The sequence below is a fragment of the Kitasatospora sp. NPDC032757 genome (assembly GCF_055579305.1).
Window position 1 is genome coordinate 1 of record NZ_JBVINN010000064.1, and the last position, 19,381, is coordinate 19,381.

Annotated in this window: 5 protein-coding genes; 1 reads left to right on the forward strand and 4 read right to left on the reverse strand. The window is 73.6% G+C overall.

Features of this window, described 5'->3' with window-relative positions; genetic code table 11:
- The coding region (locus ACZ5WK_RS38180; RefSeq protein WP_465554821.1) for an amino acid adenylation domain-containing protein at positions 1 to 14,294 on the reverse strand (14,294 nt) is incomplete at its 3' end.
- A 101-nt stretch (positions 14,295 to 14,395) separates the two neighbouring features.
- A complete protein-coding gene (locus ACZ5WK_RS38185; RefSeq protein WP_465554823.1) occupies positions 14,396 to 16,471 on the reverse strand; it encodes an ABC transporter ATP-binding protein in 2,076 nt (691 codons plus the stop codon).
- Positions 16,472 to 16,480: 9 nt separating this feature from the next.
- Between ACZ5WK_RS38185 and ACZ5WK_RS38190 the strand changes: the two genes are divergently transcribed.
- Complete coding sequence (locus tag ACZ5WK_RS38190) at positions 16,481 to 16,771, forward strand: hypothetical protein (RefSeq protein WP_465554825.1); 291 nt, start codon at positions 16,481 to 16,483, stop codon at positions 16,769 to 16,771.
- A 108-nt stretch (positions 16,772 to 16,879) separates the two neighbouring features.
- On the opposite strand, the gene ACZ5WK_RS38195 is transcribed toward ACZ5WK_RS38190, so the two are convergent.
- Entirely contained in the window at positions 16,880 to 17,218 is a 339-nt protein-coding gene (locus ACZ5WK_RS38195; protein ID WP_465554827.1) for a DUF5132 domain-containing protein, read from the reverse strand.
- Between the two features lie 293 nt (positions 17,219 to 17,511).
- Complete coding sequence (locus ACZ5WK_RS38200) at positions 17,512 to 19,218, reverse strand: DUF885 domain-containing protein (protein ID WP_465554830.1); 1,707 nt, start codon at positions 19,216 to 19,218, stop codon at positions 17,512 to 17,514.
- Between the last annotated feature and the right edge of the window lie 163 nt (positions 19,219 to 19,381).

Here is a 19,381-nt window from a genome sequence, read left to right on the forward strand (position 1 = left end):
CGGTTCGCCCGACCGTCCAACTCCCGATACGTCAACTCCACGCCGCCGCACACCACCGCCACCGCATCCGGCGTCGCCGCCACCTGCACCGCGAACAGCGCCGGCAGGCTCGCCGTGGCCTCCCCTTCCTCCACGGCGGGGAGCAGCTCACCACTCTCCTCGGCGGACAGCAGGTCGATCCCGCCGATCCGCCGGTCCGGAGCGACCGCGACCGCGACCAGCAGCCTGGTCCAGCGGGCGACCAACGTCTCGACCGTCGCGCGGTCGAACAGGTCGGTGCTGTACTCGACCGCGCCGCTGAGCCCCGCCGGCACGCCGTCGGGCCCGTACTCCTCCGCGAGGCCGAAGGTGAGGTCGAGCCGCGAGGTCCCGGTGGGCACGGACACCCCGGAGACCCGCAGGCCGGGGAGGTCGAAGGCGCCGCCAGGCGCGTTCTGAACGACGAGCCCGGTCTGGAACAGCGGGTGGTGCGACAGCGACCGGGACGGGTTCAACACCTCCACCAGATGCTCGAACGGCACGTCCTGGTGCGCGAACGCCTCCAGCGCCGTCTCCCGCACCCGCCCCAACAACTCCACGAACGACGGATCACCGCTGGTGTCCGTCCGCAGCACCAACGTGTTGACGAAGAACCCGACCAGCTCGTCCAGCGCCTCGTCCGTACGCCCCGCGATCGGACTCCCGATCGGAACGTCCGTCCCCGCACCCAACCGCGTGTACAACGCGGCGAGCGCCGCCTGCAGCACCATGAACAGGGTCGCACCCGATCGCCGCGCCAACTCCACCAGCGCCGCGTGCAGTTCGGCGTCGATCCGGATGTCCAGCAGGTCGCCGCCGTACGACATGGCGGCCGGGCGCGGCCGGTCGACGGGCAGCTGCAGCTGGTCGGGCAGCCCGGCCAGCGCCGAGGTCCAGTAGCCGACCTGGCGGGAGAACACGCTGCCGGCGTCGTGCTCGTCGCCGAGGATCTCGCGCTGCCACAGGGTGTAGTCGCCGTAGGTCACCGGCAGCGGCGGCCATGCGGGTGTCCCGCCACCCTGCCGGGCGGTGTAGGCGGTGGCGAGGTCGTGGGCCAGCGGGTCCATGGACCAGCCGTCACCGGCGATGTGGTGCATCACCAGCAGCAGCACGTGCTCCTCCGGCGCGACCGCGAACAGCTCGGCCCGCAGCGGCAGGTCCGAGGTCAGGTCGAAGCCGCGCACCGCCGCCTCGCGCAGCAGGGCCGGCACCTCCGCCTCGCCGGCCGCGCGCACCGTCAGCGGGACGACGGCCTCGGCGGCCGGCAGCACCCGCTGGTGCGGGACTCCGCCGGTGTGCGGGAAGACCGTGCGCAGCGTCTCGTGCCGAGCCACCACGTCCACGAGCGCGGCACTCAGGGCGGCCCGGTCGAGGCGGCCGGACAGCCGCAGGGCCAGCGGCATGTGGTAGGTGGCACTCGGTGCGCCGAACTGCTGGAGGAACCAGAGCCGGCGCTGGGCGAACGACAGCGGCATCGGCTCACGGCGCGGCCGGGGAACCAGGGCCTGCCGCGCGGTGCCCGCGCCGTGCAGGACGGCCGCGAGCCCGGCGGGCGTCGGCGTCCGGAACAGGCTGCGCAGCTCCAGCTCGACGCCGAGGGTGGCCCGGACCCGCGACATCAGGCGGGTGGCGAGCAGGGAGTGCCCGCCGAGGTCGAAGAAGTCGTCGTCGACCCCTGCCCGTGGCAGGCCCAGGACCTCGGCGAACAGCTCGCAGAGGATCTGCTCCTGCGGGGTGCGCGGCGCCCGCCCCGCTCCGGCCGAGCCGAGCTCGGGAGCGGGCAGCGCCGCGCGGTCCAGCTTCCCGTTCGGTGTCAGCGGCAGTGCGTCCAGGAGCACGAACGCCGACGGCACCAGGTAGTCCGGCACCCGGTCGCGCAGGTACGCCGCCAGTGTCTCCGCGGTGGCCGGCGCCTCGCCCGATGGCACCGCGTACGCGACGATCCGGGTCTCGCCCGCCTGGTCCTCGCGGGCGAGCACCGCGGCCTGGGCGACGCCCGGGTGCGCGGTCAGCTCGGCCTCGATCTCGCCCGGCTCGATCCGGAAGCCGCGCACCTTCACCTGGTGGTCCACCCGGCCGGCGAACTCCAGCTCGCTGTCGGCACGCCAGCGGACCAGGTCTCCGGTGCGGTACATCAGCGTGCCCGCCGGACCGTACGGGTCGGCCACGAACCTGCTCGCGGTCGGCCCCGGCCGGTTCAGGTAGCCGCGGGCCAGTCCCGCCCCGGCCAGGTACAGCTCGCCCGTCACCCCGGGGGCGACCGGTCGCAGGGCCGAATCCAGCACGTACGCCCGGCAGTTGGCGATCGGCCGGCCGATCGGCACCGGCAGCGGGCAGTCGGCGGGGTCGGCCGGCAGCGGGTAGGCGGTGACCACATGGGTCTCGGCAGGCCCGTAGTGGTTGTGCAGCGTCCGGCCCGGACGGCGGGCCTGGAAGCGGCGCACCGCGCCGCCGAGGCGCATCGCCTCGCCGGCCTGCGCGACCAGCCGCAGACTCGGCAGCTCCAGCCCGGCCTCCTCGGCGGCCTCGGCCAGCGCCTCGACCACCAGGTTGGGCGCGAACAGCTCCTCCACCCCGTGCCGGTCGAGCCAGTGCGCGAAGAGCTCGGCGCTGCGGCGCTGCTCCTCGGTCGGCACGACCAGGGTCTTGCCGTACAGCAGCGCGGAGAGCATCTCCTGCACCGAGACGTCGAAGCTGATCGCGGTGAACTGCGCCGTGCGCGTGCCGGGTTCGCCGCCGACCGCCCGGTGGTGCCACTCCAGCAGGTTGAGCAGCCCGGCGGCGGGCATCACCACGGCCTTGGGCCGGCCGGTGGAGCCGGAGGTGTAGATGACGTAGGCCGGGTGCCGCGCGTCCACGGCGACGGCCGGATCGTGCTCCGGCCGCTCCTCGGCCGGTGTGACGGCCACGAGGTCGTCGAGGACGACGGCCGGCCGCGCGTCCTCCAGCATGTAGGCGATGCGGGCGGCCGGGTAGTCCGGGTCGATCGGCAGGTACGCCGCCCCCGTCTTGAGCACCGCGAGGACGGCGACGACCAGCTCGGCCGAGCGCGGCAGCCGCAGGGCGACGACCTGCTCCGGCCCCACCCCGCGCGCGATCAGCGCGTGCGCCAGGCGGTTGGCCCGGCGGTTCAGCTCGCGGTACGTCAGCACGGTGTCCTCGAACACCACCGCCGGGGCCTGCGGGGTCGCCCGGGCCTGCGCCTCGAACAGGGCCGGCAGGCCGTCGACGGGAACCGGGCGGGCGGTGTCGTTGCGCGCCACCAGCAGCTCGCGCCGTTCCTCGGCGGTGAGGACGTCGATCCGGCTCAGCGGCCGGTCCGGCTCGGCGACCACCGACGCCAGCAGGCGCAGCCACCGGGCGACCAGCGCCTCCACCGTGGTGTGGTCGAACAGGTCGGTGCTGTACTCGACGCGCCCGACGATCCCCTCGGCCGGTCCGCCGGTGCCGCCGCGCTCCAGCAGGTGGAAGCCGAGGTCGAACATCGCCGTGGGCGTCCGGACCAGGAGGATCTCGGCGTCCAGACCGCTCAGCCCGAACTCCGTGCGGGGCACGTTCTGCAGCGCGAGCAGCACCTGGAACAGCGGCTGGCGGGCGAGCGACCGGGACGGGTTGAGGGCCTCGACGACGTGCTCGAACGGCAGGTCCTGGTGCGCGTACGCGGCCAGCGCGCCCTCCCGGACCCGGGCCAGCAGCTCGGCGAACGACGGGTCGCCCGAGGTGTCGGTCCGCAGCACCAGGGTGTTGACGAAGAAGCCGACGAGGTCGTCCAACGCCTGGTCCGTCCGGCCGGCGATCAGGCTGCCGACCGGGATGTCGTCGCCTGCGCCGAGCTTGTCCAGAACCGCCGCCAACGCGGCCTGCAGCACCATGTAGACGCTGGCACCGTGCTCCCTGCCCAGGCGCACCAGTGCGCCGTGCAGTTCCGCGTCCAGGTCGATCGCCAGGTGCCCACCACGGTGGGAGGCGGTCGCCGGGCGGGGCCGGTCGGCGGGCAGCCGGATCTGCCCGGGGAGGCCGGCCAGCCGCTCCGTCCAGTAGGCCGACTCCCGGGCGAACAGGCTGGTGGGGTCGTTGCGGTCCCCGAGCAGCCGCTCGTGCCACAGGGTGTAGTCGGCGTACTGCACCGGCAGCGGCGCCCACCGCGGTTCCTCGTCCCGGCGGCGCGCCGCGTACGCGGTGGCCAGGTCGGCGGCCAGCGGGCCCAGCGACCAGCCGTCACCGGCGATGTGGTGCACCACCAGCAGCAGCACGTGCTCGTCGGCGGAGAGCTCGAACAGCTCGGCGCGCAGCGGCGGTTCGGCCGCGAGGTCGAAGCCGCGCACGGCGGCGCGGGCCAGCAGCTCCGTCAGGTCCGTCTCGTCGGCCGGGGTGACCGGCGCGTCCGGCCGCACCGCCCCGGCGGCCAGTACCTGCTGGTACGGGACGCCGTCCACCACGCGGAAGACCGTGCGCAGGGTCTCGTGGCGGTCGACGACGTCGCCGAGGGCCGCCTCCAGGGCCACCCGGTCCAGCGGGCCGGAGAGCCGCCACGCCAGCGGCATGTGGTAGCTCGACCCGGCGCTCTCCAGCTGGTGCAGGAACCACAGCCGCCGTTGGGCGGACGACAGTGGTACAAGCTCGGGCCGCTCAACGTGGCGCAGTGCGAGCCGCGCCCGGCCGGCTCGGCCGAGCCCTGCGGCCAGCCCGGCCACTGTCGGCGTCTCGAACAGGCTGCGCAGTTCCAGTTCCACACCCAGCGTGACACGCGCCCGGGCCACCAGCCGAGTCGCCAGCAGCGAGTGTCCGCCGAGCTCGAAGAAGTCGTCGTCGACCCCGACCCGGGCTACCCCCAGCATCTGCGCGAACAGCTCCGCGAGGACGTGTTCCTGTGGTGTGCGCGGGGCCCGGCCGGCCCGTGGCGCGGTGTACTCGGGCTCGGGCAGGGCGCGCCGGTCCAGCTTGCCGTTGACGGTCAGCGGCAGGCTCTCCATGGTCACGAACGCGGTCGGCACCATGTACTCCGGCAGCCGCTCGCGCAGGTGCGCCCGCAGCGCGTCCGGTTGGAGCTCCTCCCCGGTGACGGGCACCGCATAGACGACCAGGCGCTGGTCCTCCGTCCGGTCCCGCCGGACGATCACGGCGGCCTGCGCGACGTGCGGGTGGCCGACGAGCACGGTCTCGATCTCGCCGAGTTCGATCCGGAAACCCCGGACCTTGACCTGGTCGTCGGTACGCCCGAGGAACTCCAGGTTCCCCTCCGATCCCCACCGCACCAGGTCACCGGTGCAGTACATGCGCTCGCCGGCCGGCCCGAACGGATCGGCCACGAAACGCCCGGCAGTCAGACCCGGGCGGTTCAGGTAGCCCCGTGCCAGGCCCGCGCCCGCGATGTACAACTCACCCGCCACACCTTCGGGCACCGGCTGCAACACGCCGTCCAGCACGTACAACCGGGCGTTGCCGACCGGCCGGCCGATCACCGGGCGCGGGCTCGACTCCAGCGGCGCGATCACCGAGTTCACCGTGCACTCGGACGGACCGTAGAAGTTCAGGCAGGACACCCCGTCGGCCGCCCGCAGCCGCTCCCACAACTGCTCCGGAACGGCCTCCCCACCCGCCGCGACCACCGCCGGACGCCACTGCGGATCGTCCAACAGACCCCGCTCCAGCAGGACTTGAAGGTACGACGGGGTGGCGCCGACATAGTCCAGCCCGCAACGCGAAGCGTAGTCGACGAAGGCGTCCGGGTCGGCCCAGGTCTCCTCGTCCAGGACGTGCAGCTCGTGGCCCGCGAACAGGCCGAACAGCTGGTCCCAGGACGCGTCGAACGACACCGACGTGGTCAGGCCCACCCGCAGTCGCCCCTTCGGCCGCTGCGCGAACAGCAGCGGCCGCTGGTTGGCGAACAGGTTGAGCAGGCCGCCGTACGTCGACACGACGCCCTTGGGCCGCCCGGTCGAGCCGGAGGTGTAGATGACGTAGGCCGGATGCGCCGGATCGACGGCCACCGCCGGATCCGCTGCCGGGAAGCCCTCCAGCGTCGCCGCGGTCTCCGGGTCGTCGACCACCAAGCCCCCGGCGACACCGGCCCCGGGCAACCGGTCCCGGGTACGGGCATCGGTCACCACCACTACCGGCCGGGCGTCCTCGAGCATGTAGCCGATCCGGGCGGCGGGGTACTCCGGATCGACCGGGACGTAGGCGGCACCGGCCTTCAGCACCGCGAGGATCGCCACCACCAGTCCCGCCGAACGCGGCAGCGCCACCGCCACCGGCCGCTCCGGCCCCGCCCCGCGAGCGATCAGGGCATGCGCCAGCCGGTTCGCCCGCGCGTCCAGCTCCGCGTACGTCAGCGATGCCTCCGGCCCCACCACCGCGACCGCGTCCGGCGTGGCCCGCACCTGCGCCCGGAACACCTCCAGCGGGCTGTCGGAGGGACCCTCGGCCACCGGGCCGGTACCCAGCGCCAGCAGTTCCCGCTCCTCCTCCGCGGCGAGCAGACCGCATCGGCTGAGCCGCCGCTGCGGGTCGGCGACCGCCGCACGAAGCAGCCGCTGCCACCACCCGATCATCGTCTCGACGGTGGCCGGGTCGTACAGGTCGCTGGCGTACTCGACGAACCCGTCGATCCCCCCCGGGGTGGGGGCACCTCCCGGGCCGCCAGGCCCAGGGGGACCGTCCTCCCCGTACCGCTCGGACATCGTGAAGACCAGGTCGAGCTTGGCGGTGGTCGTCGTCAACGGCATGTCGCCGACGTGCAGCCCGGGCGGGGCGAAGTCGGCCCGAGGCGCGTTCTGCAGCACCAGCATCACCTGGAACAGCGGGTGGTGCGCCAGCGACCGCGCCGGGTTGAGGGCCTCGACGAGGTACTCGAACGGCAGGTCCTGGTGCGCGTATGCGGCCAGCGCGGTGTCCCGCACCCGGCCCAGCAGCTCGGCGAACGTCGGATCGCCCGAGGTGTCCGTACGGAACACCAGGGTGTTGACGAAGTAGCCGACCAGGTCGTCGAGGGCCTGGTCGGTCCGGCCGGCGACCGGGCTGCCGACCGGGATGTCATCGCCCGCACCGAGCTTGCTCAGCAGCGCCGCCAGCCCGGCCTGGAGCACCATGAACAGACTGGTCCCGTGGACGCGGGCGAGCTCGCGCAGTCCGCGGTGCAGCTCCGCGTCGAGCCCGGCGGGCACGAAGCCGCCCCGGTGGGAGGCGACCGCCGGGCGGGGCCGGTCACCGGGCAGCCGGAGCTGCTCCGGCAGATCGGCCAACTGTGCGGTCCAGTAGGCCGTCTGGCGGGCGAGCGGGCTGTCCCCGTCGGTGGCGTCGCCGAGCAGCTCGTGCTGCCACAGGGTGTAGTCGGCGTACTGGACCGGCAGCTCCGCCCACGGCGGCTCCTCGCCGCGGCAGCGCGCGGCGTAGGCGGTGGTCAGGTCCCGCGTGAGCGGGCCCAGCGACCAGCCGTCACCGGCGATGTGGTGCAGCACCATCTGGAGCACGTGCTCGTCCGGTCCGAGCTCGAACAGACCGACGCGCAGCGGCAGATCGACGGCCAGGTCGAACGGCCGGTCCTTCGCGGCCGCCAGCACGCCCGGCAGCCCGGCCTCGGTGGTCCGGCTCGCGTCCAGCCGCGGGCGGCCCGCCACGACGTCAAGCACCTGCTGGTACGGCACGCCGTCGACCGCCGGGAAGACGGTGCGCAGGCTCTCGTGCCGGGCCGCCACATCCGCCAGGGCGGCCTCCAAGGCCCGCCGGTCCAGAGTCCCGGACAGCCGCCAGGCCAGGGAGATGTGGTAGTTCGCGCCGACACCCTCCAGCTCGTGCAGGAACCAGAGCCGCCGCTGCGCGAACGACAGCGGGATCCTCCCCCGGCCTTGACGGCCGGGAGGTGCCCCCATGGGCCGCGGGCGGGGCACCAGTGCCAGCTGCGCCCGGCGGGCGCCCGCCAGGGCGGAGGCCACGCCGGCCGGGGTCGGGGTCTCGAACAGAGTGCGCAGCTCCAGCTCCACCCCCAGGGTCGCGCGGATCCGGGCGGCCAGGCGGGTGGCCAGCAGCGAGTGCCCGCCCAGGTCGAAGAAGCTGTCCTCGACACCCGCCCCGGCCACCCCGAGGACCTCGGCGAACAGCTCGCACAGGATCTGCTCCTGCGGGGTGCGCGGCGCGCGGCCGGTGCCCGCCGGGGCGGGGTCGGGAGCGGGCAGGGCCCGGCGGTCCAGCTTGCCGTTGGCGGTCAGCGGCAGCGCGTCCAGCACCACGAACGCCGACGGCACCATGTACTCCGGCAGCCGCCCGGCCAGGTGCGCGCGCAGGTCGGCCGCGCGCGGTGCGGTGCCGGTGGCGGGCACCAGGTAGGCGACCAGCCGGGTGTCGTCGGCGCGGTCCTGCCGGGCCAGCACGGCGACCTGGGCGACGCCGGGGTGGGCGGCGAGCGCCGCCTCGATCTCGCCGAGCTCGATCCGGAAGCCGCGCACCTTCACCTGGTCATCGGCCCGGCCGACGTAGCGCAGGCTGCCTCCCCCAGCGCCCCCAGCCTGGCGGCTGGGAGGCGCCCCCACCGGCCGGGGGTGCCCCCATGCCGCCCGGCGCACCACGTCGCCGCTGCGGTACATCCGGGAGCCGGCCGGCCCGAACGGGTCGGCCACGAAACGCCCGGCAGTCAGACCCGGCCGGTTCAGGTAGCCGCGCGCCAGACCCGCGCCCGCGACGTACAGCTCGCCCGCGACGCCCGGGGCGACCGGGCGCAGACCGTCGTCGAGCACGTACGTCCGCAGGTCCGGGATCGCCGTGCCGATCTGGCCGGCCGGGGTACCGGACCGGTCGAGTGCCGCGTGGGTGACGTGCACCGTGGTCTCGGTGATGCCGTACATGTTCACCAGCCGCGGCGCGTCGTCCGGGTGCCGCTCGTACCAGCTCGCGAGGCGGGCGGGCTCCAGGGCCTCGCCGCCGAACACCACCGTGCGCAGGGCGAGTTCACGGCCGGTCTCGGGCGCCTCGGCGTCCGCCTGGATCAGCTGGTGGAAGGCGGACGGCGTCTGGTTGAGCACGGTGACCCGCTCGCGGACGAGCAGCTCCAGGAACCGGCCGGGCGACCGGCTGGTCTCGTGGTCCACGACCACCAGGCGGCCGCCGTGCAGCAGCGCGCCCCACAGCTCCCACACCGAGAAGTCGAACGCGTAGGAGTGGAAGAGCGTCCAGACGTCCTCGGCGGAGAAGCCGAACAGGTCCCGGGTGGTGTCGAACAGCCGGACCACGTTCCGGTGCGGGACCACGACACCCTTGGGGTCGCCGGTGGAGCCGGAGGTGTGGATGACGTAGGCCGGGTGCCCGGGGTCGACCGGGACCGCCGGGTCCGTGTCCGGCAGCCCGTCCGGCCCGGCGTCGTCCAGCAGTAGCCGGTCCACCGCCTCCGCGCCCGGCAGGTCGCCGATCCGGCCGGTCGTCACGAGCAGCACGGGCCGGGCGTCCTGGAGCAGGTAGGCGATCCGGGCCGCGGGGTACTCCGGGTCCACCGGCACGTACGCGGCGCCGGCCTTGAGCACCGCGAGGATCGCGACCACCAGCTCGGCCGAGCGCGGCAGGGCCACCGCCACCAGCTGCTCCGGCCCCACGCCCCGGGCGATCAGGGCATGCGCGAGCCGGTTGGCACGGGTGTTCAACTCGTCGTACGTCAGCGACACTTCGCCGCTCACCACGGCGACCGCGGCCGGGGCCGCCCGTACCTGCCGCTCGAAGAGCGCGGTGATACCGCTCTCCGGCAGCCCGTCGTCCAGGCCTTCGCCGGCCGGCAGCAGCGCGCGGAGCTCGTCGGCGGACAGCACGTCCACCCGGCCGATCCGTCGGCCGGGGTCGGCGGCCACGGCCCGCAGCAGCCGGAGCCACCGCTCGACGATCCCCGCCACGGTGGCCGCGTCGAACAGGTCGGTGCTGTACTCCACCATGCCCGACAGCCCGTCCGCGTCGGGCTGCTCGGCCAGGATGAAGGTCAGGTCGCACTTGGCCGTCCCGGTGTGGACCAGGTCGGCCGTCACCCGCAGCCCCGGCAGCTCGAACGCGCCGAGCGGCGCGTTCTGCAGGGCGAGCATGGTCTGGAACAGCGGGTGGTGCGCCAGCGACCGGGCCGGGTTCAGCGCCTCCACCAGGTGCTCGAAGGGCACGTCCTGGTGCGCGTAGGCGGCCAGCGCGTCGGCGCGCACCCGGCCCAGCAGCTCGGTGAACGACGGGTCGCCCGAGAGGTCGGTGCGCAGCACCAGGGTGTTGACGAAGAAGCCGACCAGGTCGTCCACGGCATCGTCGGTGCGTCCGGCGATCGGCGTGCCGATCGGGACGTCGGTGCCCGCGCCGAGCTTGCCCAGCAGGGCGGCCAGTCCGGCCTGGAGCACCATGAAGAGGCTGGCCCCGCCGTCCCGGGCGAGCACGCGCAGGCCCTGGTGCAGCTCGGCGTCGATCCGCACCGGCAGGTGGGCGCCCCGGTAGGACATCGCGGCCGGCCGGGGCCGGTCGAACGGCAGTTCCACCTGCTCGGGCAGGCCTGCCAGCTGCTCGCTCCAGTACGCCAGTTGACCGTTCAGCAGGCTGTCCGGGTCCGAGCCGTCGCCGAGCAGCTCGCGCTGCCAGAGGGCGTAGTCGGCGTACTGGACCGGCAGCGGCGACCACTCCGGCTTCGCCCCGTCGGACCGGGCCGCGTAGGCGGTCGTCAGGTCCTGCGAGAGCGGCCCCATCGACCAGCCGTCACCGGCGATGTGGTGCACCACGAGCAGCAGTACGTGCTCCTCCGGTCCCAGCCGGAACAGTTCGGTGTGCAGCGGCGGCTCCGCGGAGAGGTCGAAGCCGTACCGGGCCGCCTGCGCCAGCCGGTCCGGCAGGTCGTGCTCGCCGGCCTCGGTCACCCGCAGCCGCGGCCGCGCCGCGTCGAGGTCCAGCACCCGCTGGCACGGCACGCCGTCGACCGTCGGGAAGGTGGTGCGCAGGCTCTCGTGCCGCTCGACCACGTCCGCCAGGGCGGCTTCCAGGGCCCGCTGGTCCAGGTGTCCGGACAGGCGCAGCGTCAGCGGGATGTTGTACGTGGCGCTCGGGCCTTCCAGGCTGTGCAGGAACCAGAGCCGGCGCTGCGCGAAGGACAGCGGGACCGTCCCGGGCCGCTCGCGCCGCGCCAGCGCCGGCCGCGCCCGGCCCGCGACGTCCACCGCCGCCGCCAGTTCCGCCACCGTCGGCGCGTCGAACAGGTCGCTCAGCCTCAGCTCCACGCCGAGCACCGACCGTGCCCGGGCGACGAGCCGGGTGGCCAGCAGTGAATGCCCGCCGAGGTCGAAGAAGCTGTCGTCCGGCCCGGCCTCGGCCAGTCCGAGCACCTCGGCGAACAGCCCGGCGAGCAGGTGCTCGGTCGCGGTGCGCGGGGCGCGGCCCGGGGCGGCGGCGATCTGCTCGGGCGCCGGGAGGGCCCGGCGGTCGAGCTTCCGGTTCGGCGTCAGCGGCAGCGCGTCCAGCGTGACGAACGCGGCCGGCACCATGTACTCCGGCAGCCGCTCGCGCAGGTGCTCGCGCAGCTCGGCCACGGCCGCCCCGGCGCCGGATGCCGGCACGACGTAGGCGACCAGCCGGGCGTCCTCCTCGGTACGCACCACGGCGGCGGCCTGTGCGACCTGCGGGTGTTCGGCGAGCACGGCCTCGATCTCGCCGAGTTCGATCCGGAATCCCCGGATCTTGACCTGGTCGTCGGTACGGCCGAGGAACTCCAGGTTCCTCTCCGCGTCCCACCGCACCAGGTCACCGGTGCGGTACATGCGGGAGCCGGCCGGCCCGAACGGGTCGGCCGTGAACCGCCCGGCGGTCAGACCCCTCCGGTTCAGGTAGCCCCGTGCCAGGCCCGCGCCGGCGATGTACAGCTCACCTGCCACGCCTGCGGGCACCGGCTGCAACGCGCCGTCCAGTACGTGCAGCCGGGCGTTGCCGGCGGGCCTGCCGATCACCGGGCGCCGGCTCGACTCCAGCGGTGCGACGACCGAGTTGACCGTGCACTCGGACGGCCCGTAGAAGTTCAGGCAGGACACCCCGTCGGCCTCGCGGAGTTGCTCCCACAGCCGCTCCGGAACGGCCTCCCCGCCGGCTGCGACCACCGCCGGACGCCACCGGGGATCGTCCAGCAGTCCCCGTTCGACGAGGACGTGGAGGTAGGACGGGGTGGCCTCGATGAAGTCGAGGCGATGGCACCGGGCGTAGTCGACGAAGGCGTCCGGGTCGGTCCAGATCGCGTGGTCCAGGACGTGCAGCTCGTGGCCGGCGAACAGGGCCAGCAGTTGGTTCCAGGAGGCGTCGAACGACACCGACGTGGTCAGCGCCACCCGCATGCGCTGCCGTTCCTTCAGCAGTGGCGGGTACATCGTCCGCTGCTGGTCGGCGAACAGGTTGAGCAGCCCACCGTGCGTCGCCACCACGCCCTTGGGCCGACCGGTCGAACCGGACGTGTAGATGACGTAGGCCGGGCGCTCCGGATCGACGGCCACCTCCGGATCCGCTGCCGGGCAGCCCGCGACCAGCGCGGCCGTATCCGGGTCGTCGACCACCAGCCGCTCGGCGGCAGCGGGCTCCGGCAGCCGGTCCCGGGTGCGGGAGTCGGTCACCACCAGGGCCGGCCGGGCGTCGTCGAGCAGGTACCCGATCCGGGCGGCGGGGTACTCCGGATCGACCGGGACGTACGCCGCCCCCGCCTTGAGCACCGCGAGGACCGCGACCACCAGCTCGGCCGAGCGCGGCAGGGCCACCGCCACCAGCCGCTCCGGCCCCACGCCCCGGGCGATCAGGGCGTGCGCCAGGCGGTTCGCCCTCGCGTCCAGCTCCGCGTACGTCAGGGATGCCTCCGGCCCCACCACCGCGAGCGCGTCCGGCGTGGCCCGCGCCTGCGCCCGGAACACCTCCAGGAGGCTGTCGGAGGGGCCCTCGACCACCGGACCGGTGCCCAGCTCCAGCAGTTCCCGCTCCTCCTCCGCGGCGAGCAGGCCGATCCGGCCGACCGGCTCCTGCGGGGCGCAGTTCGCGACGGTGTCCAGCAGGGCGAGCAGACGCCCTTGGTGGACGGCGAGTTCGTCGGCGCTCCAGGTCTGGGGAGCGCCCTTGAGCTCGACCCGGAGCTCGTCGTCGCCCCGCCGGCCGGTGATCCACAGGGACAGCCCGGTGGTCGGCTCCGGGAGCATGTAGTGGAGGGTGGCGGGGTGCCCGGCGAAGCTCGGCGCGGAGTCGAAGGCCATGATGTTGACGACGAGCGGGAACGCCGCCCCGCCGGCGCCCGGGACGCCGAGGTCCCGGAACAGTTCTTCACTGCGGTAGCGCTGGTGCGCGAGGGCCGCGTCGGACTCCCGTGCCACCTCGGCCACCAGCTCGTGCCACCGCGTGTCCGGTCGCACCGGCAGACGCAGGGGCACGACGTTCGCCACCGTACCGGGCGCGGACATCAGCGCGCGTCCGGCTCCCTCGCGGCCGGTGACGGGAAGGCCGATCAGCACGTCCCGGTCCCCGGTGAGCCGGTGGGTGTAGAGGGCCGCCGCCGCGAACAGCGCCCGTGACCAGTGGACTTCGGTCCCGCGTGCCGCCGATCGCAGCGCGTCCACGCGGAGCACCGCCGGTTCCACCGCGGAACGCAGGCCGGTTCCGCCACGCGGAGCCCGAGCGGTGAGGTGGGTCGGTTCCGGCCGGTCGGCTAGCCGCTCCGTCCAGTACGACCGGTCGGAGGCGAACTGCTCCGAGGCGCGGTAGTCGGCGTCGCTGCGGAGCAGGCCGTCCAGGGAACGGAACGGCGACGGCGGGACCGGTCCGCCTGCGGCCAGTGCGGTGTACACCCGCGTGATCCGCCGCCGGACGAGGGAGAGGCCGAACCCGTCCATCACCAGGTGGTGGTAGTTCTGGTAGAGGATGTGGTGGGTCGGCGAGAGGCTGATCAGCGCGAAGCTGAAGAGCGGGTCACGGGTGAGGTCAAGCGGGCGGATCCGGTCCCGGGCCATCCACGCCAGGGCCGCCGCCCCGGGGTCGGGCTCCGAGCCGAGGTCGAGCCGGGCCGGTGTCCAGTCCCATTCCGCACGGACGATCTGCTGCGGGTCCTGCCCGTCGTGCCCGAAAGTCACGTGCAGCACGTCGATCTCGTCGACGACCCGGCGCAACGCGGTCTCGACGAGCTCCGCGTCGACCGGTCCGTGGACCTCCAGGTAATCGCCGATGCGGTAGGCGTCGAGTGCCGTCCGCGCGTGCTGTTCGGCGAGCCAGATCTCGCGCTGTGCCGCGGTCAGGGGAAGGACGTCGCCGTCGCGACGGGACATGGGGTACCTCCAGAAGTGTGGGCGGGCGTGCGCGCACGGCACGCGGGCCCCGCCGGCCGCGGTGACGTCACGCGGTCGGCGGGCGGGCGCTGCTGCGGTGATCAGGCGGCGAGTTCGCCGGCCTGGAGCTGCCAGAGGGATGCGTAGAGTCCGTGCCGGCCGAGGAGTTCGTCGTGGGTGCCCTGCTCGGCCACGACGCCGCCCTTGTCCATGACGTAGATCCGGTCCGCGTGGCGGACGGTGGAGAGCCGGTGGGCGATCACGACCATGGTCCGATCGGCGGCGAACCTCCGGAGCGTCCGCTGGATGGCGGCCTCGGTCTCGTTGTCCACCGCGGAGGTGGCCTCGTCGAGGATCACGACGCGCGCGTCCTTCAGGATCGCCCGGGCCAGGGCGATCCGCTGCCGCTGGCCGCCCGAGAGTGCGGTGCCGCGTTCACCGATCACCGTGTCGTAGCCGTCCGGCAGCGTCGCGATGAAGGTGTGTGCCTCGGCCATCATGGCGGCGTCGACCACGGCCTCGTCCGGGGCCCCGAAGCTGCCGTAGCGGATGTTGTCGGCGATGCTGCCGTCGAAGAGGAACGGGTCCTGGGCGACGAACCCGATCGCGTGGCGCAGGTCCCGGCGCGGCAGGTCGCGCACGTCGCGCCCGTCGAGCAGCACGCTGCCGGACTCCGCGTCCTGGAAGCGCATCAGCAGCTTGGCGACGGTCGTCTTGCCGGAGCCGGTGGCGCCGACGAGGGCGGTGACCCGGCCTGCGGGAATGGTCAGTGAGACGTCCTCCAGCACCGGCGGGCGGCCGGGGTAGGCGAAGGTCACATCGTCGAGGACGATCTCGCCCCGCACCTTCGCGGGGTCGAGCGGTCCGTCGGTGCCTTCGGTCTCGACGGGCAGTGCCCGCAGGTGGTGGACCCGGTCGTAGGCGGCGAGCGTGCGCTGGTACTGGTCGACGATGCCGCCGAGCCGGTTCATCCGCAGCAGCACCATCTGGGGCAGCCCGATCAGCGGGCTGAACACCTCGAACGGCAGGCTGCCGTTGAGCACCGACCGGCCGCCGATCAGCAGGGTGCCGGCCATCGAGCTGGTCGTGCAGACCCTGACCGTCTCGGCGTGGCGGATCGTGCTCCGGTCGGTCTGCTCGTTGCTCTCCTGAGCCTGCGCGCTCAACTGGTCGATGCGCTCGGCTTCGTAGTCCTCGGTGCAGAAGCTCTTGACGGTGGCACCGGCCTCCAGCGTGTTCACCAGTTGGCTGTGCAGCCTCGCCCGGCGCTCACCGGAGACGGCGTAGTCGGCCGTGACCCTGTCCTGGTAGCGGAGCGACAGCCAGGCGATGACCGGGATGGGCAGGAAGGCGATCCAGGCGATCTGCGGTGCCAGCAGGAGGAACAACGGCACCAGGATGGCCAGGCTGGCGCCCAGCTGCAGCACGTCGTTGGCCGAGGTGGCGAAGAAGGTGCCCAGCTGGCGGACGTCGTCGGTGAGCACCCCGGCGATCCGGGTGGTCCGCTCGCCTTCCAGGTGCCGCAGTTCGAGGTGCTGCACGTGCTCGTACGTACGGCCCCGCCAGTCGTGCTCGATGTCCTGGCCGAGCTGACGCCACTGGAGGTTCGAGGAGTAGGAAAGGCCCGCGACGGCGGCGCAGGCGACGGTCACCAGGCCTGCCAGGCCCCAGAGTTGGGACGATGCGGTGGTGAGGCCGAAGCGGATCAGCGGCGCGGCCTCACCCTTGATCAGGACCAGTGCCGTCCAGCCGAGGAAGGTGCCGAGCGCCATCTCCGTGATCTGGCAGGCGACCGAGAGGGCGGAGGCGCGGTAGAGCCGTCGGCGGTGCGGTCCGACGATCTCCAGCAGGGGGTGCCGCTCGGCCGCGGTCCCGGGCAGGCCCTCGGTCGCGTCGGCCGATCTGTGCCAGGCCTTCCGAAGGACGGCCCCTGTCGCCGCCACCACGCCGCCCAGCGCGACCAGTTGCCTGCTGAGCGCCGACCCGCGGATCAGGGCGATCCCGGCCGCCACGCCACCCCCGACGGCCAGCACGGGGCGTACGACGACGCCACGGTCGGCGCGCGGCGCCGGTTCGGCGGCGGACCGGGCCGGCGCGGGACGGGTGACTCGGGCCGCACCCTCCACGACGAGGGCGACGGCCCTGCGGACGATCCGGTCGACGTCCGCGGCGCTCACGCGCGCATCGTGCCGGACGAGAACCCCGCCGGTGACCGGGCTGGCCTGCGCCTGGGTGATCCCGGGGATCCGCCGCAGGGCCGCGGCGAGGACTTCGGCCGCCCGGGGCCGCCCGAGAACGGGTTTGACGTCCCAGCGCTGACGGCCCGGAATGACCGATCGCAGACGTACTTCCAAATCCACGGAGTGATTCCCGGCTGCGGCACCCAGCAGAGAAGGCATGTGTACGATCACCTGTTTTGCGAGGTCGCGAAAACCGTCACGGGCGTGACGCATTTCTGCGACGGAGTGGAATTCTGAAGGAGGAAGGAGAAGCGGCCGACGGGTCTGCGGCCGACCGCCGCCCGGGCGCACATCCGGGCTCGGCCCGAATGTGCGCCCAGGCGGCCAGGGCCACCGGACAGGCCGTCAGTTCACCTTGCCGGCACCGGCGGTCGCACGGATCTTCGGGGACCTCGCCTCGCCCTCGGTCCGATCGGCGGATTCGCCGTTCCCGGCGGCGGGGCCCTGGCCGTCGCCCGAACGGACTCCGACGTCACCGGCGGCGATCTGCGCCGCCACCACGTCGGCGGCGACCTCGGCCGCGAGGTCGTGGATGTTCTCTCCGGCCTCGTGGGCCGCCTTCTTCACCTCGAGGACGATGCCGACGGAGGTCCTGACGACACCGCGCATCAGCGGCTTGAGGAGACGTTTGGCGAGTGGCGCGACGACGAGGCCGACCAGGAAGGGCGGTACTAGGGGCGGCATGATGCTCCATCCTCTCTACGTATACGCATGACAGGGGACCCGGGCACTGCAGACACCGAAGCAGCGCACAGCCGGGCGGGCGGAGGGACCCACTTCCGGAATTCGACACTCAACCTGCCGAGCCGAATTCGTCACAGTGGAGCCCGCCGCCCGCTCTTCCGCCACCGTAGTCCAGCCACATGCATCGAGGCCAAACGGTTCCGGCGGGTTTCACTCATGCGAGTGCTCTTCAACGGTCCGAGTGGCACGAAGTACAGTACGTCTACTCATTAGGTGAACATATCGTCCGACTTTTACGATTCCTTGGAATTTCCGAGTTCTCGTCCCACCCGCCCGTGCAGGGCGGGGAACGGCAGCCCGCCTCCTCCCAGCACCGCTTCGTGGAAGGCCCGCACGTCGAAGCCGTCGCCCGGGCGGGTCTCCGCCTCGGCCCGCAGCCGGGTGAACTCCAGGTAGCCCGCCCGGTAGGAGAGCGCCTGCCCGGGCAGGTCGGTCGCGTAGCGCAGCAGGTCCGAGGCGATCTGGCCGTCCGCCTCGGTGGAGTTCGCGCGCATGAAGACCCGGGCCTGCTCCAGGTCCATCGTCCCGAGGTTGAGCCCGGTGTCGACGACGAGCCGCTGCGCGGTGAACCGCTCCTGGGCCAGCCGCCCGTAGGCGTCCCACGGATCGTCGTAGAGGCCCATCTCCCAGCCGAGGCCGGCGGCGTACTCGGCCCAGCCCTCGTTGAACGCACCGAACTCGGCCACTTCGCGGCGCAGTTGCGGCAGCGCGCGGTTCTCCGCCTGCCGGGCGAGGTGGAAGTGGTGCCCCGGCGCCAGCTCGTGGTGGATCAGGGAGGCCGCCCCCAGGAGCGAGCGCCGATCCACGTCCGCACCGTTGTAGCGGTAGCGTCCGACCGGGACGTCCGGGGTCGGCTGCTCGTAGTATCCGAAGGTCATCCCCGCCTCCAGCGCCGGGTCCAGCCGCGCCAGTCCGTACGGCGCGGCCGGGAGGACCGCGAACCAGCGCGGCAGCAGCGGAGCGAGCCGGTCGAGGTAGCCCCGGTAGCGGGCCTCGACCTCCTCGGGGGTCCGGGCGTACAGCCGGGGCTCGGTGCGCAGCCGCTCGTGGAACTCGGCCTCGGGGCCCGGGAATCCGAGGGCCGTGCGGACCTCCCGCATCCGCTCGGCGAGTTCCCTGCACTGCTCGCGGCCGAGCTCGTGGAGCCGCTCGGGCGGCGTGTCGCCCCCGCTGTGCGTCCGGACGAACTCCCGGTACGCCTCCTCCCCGCCTTCGTACTGCGCCCAGCCGACGGCCCGCGGCGCCTCGCGGAGGTAGGCCGGGTCGTCGAGGACGGCGAGCAGGCCGTCGAAGGCCGGTGCCAGCTCGACCTCCACCAGCCGGTGCACCCCGTCGCCGAGCCGTCCGCGGTCGGCGCGGCCCAGCCCGCCGAGCCGGTCGTCGCCCACCTCCACCCGGCGCGCCACGGACGCCCGCAGGCCGACGACCGTGGCGCGCACCCCGGCCAGGGCCGGGGCCGGCACCCGGAAACCGCGTCCGGCCTGCTCCGCCGCCTTGTCGGCGATCGAACCGACCACCCGGGCCAGCTCGTGCAGCAGCGACAAGTACCGCTCGACGTCCGGTCGTTCGGCGAAGCGGAACGGGCACAGGACGGCGTCGACGTACTGCGACAACGGGAACAGCCGGTACGTCGTGGCCGCCGGCGTCAGCCAGTAGCAGCGGTGGGACCGCAGCTCCTGCTCGGCCAACCCGGCGAGGAACGCGGCGGTGTCGGCGTCGACTCCGGACGACGCCACACCGCCGAGTGCCCGGACCCGCCCGAGCACGCCCTCCGCGAACCGCGCCCGCTCCTCGGCCTCGGCGGGCGACGCCCCGGGGAGCGTCTCCACCGGGAGGCCCTGGCGCACTCTCAGCAGTGGATCGCGCTCCAGCAGGAATTCCCAGTACCGATCGGCCAGCCGGCCGATCTCCTCGCCCGGCTCGTTCGTCCTCGTCCTCATGCGGTCAGTGTGGCGATGGCCCGGCCGCCCAGCGGCCCGGTCCGCGGAACCGCCGCCGTACAGTCCCTCGAACGGGTGAGACGAACCCGGTCGCCCGGGGCCGCGCGAACGGCTTCCGGCCCCACCCGCAGGCGGCATTTGCTGTTCGAACAGACTTGCCACA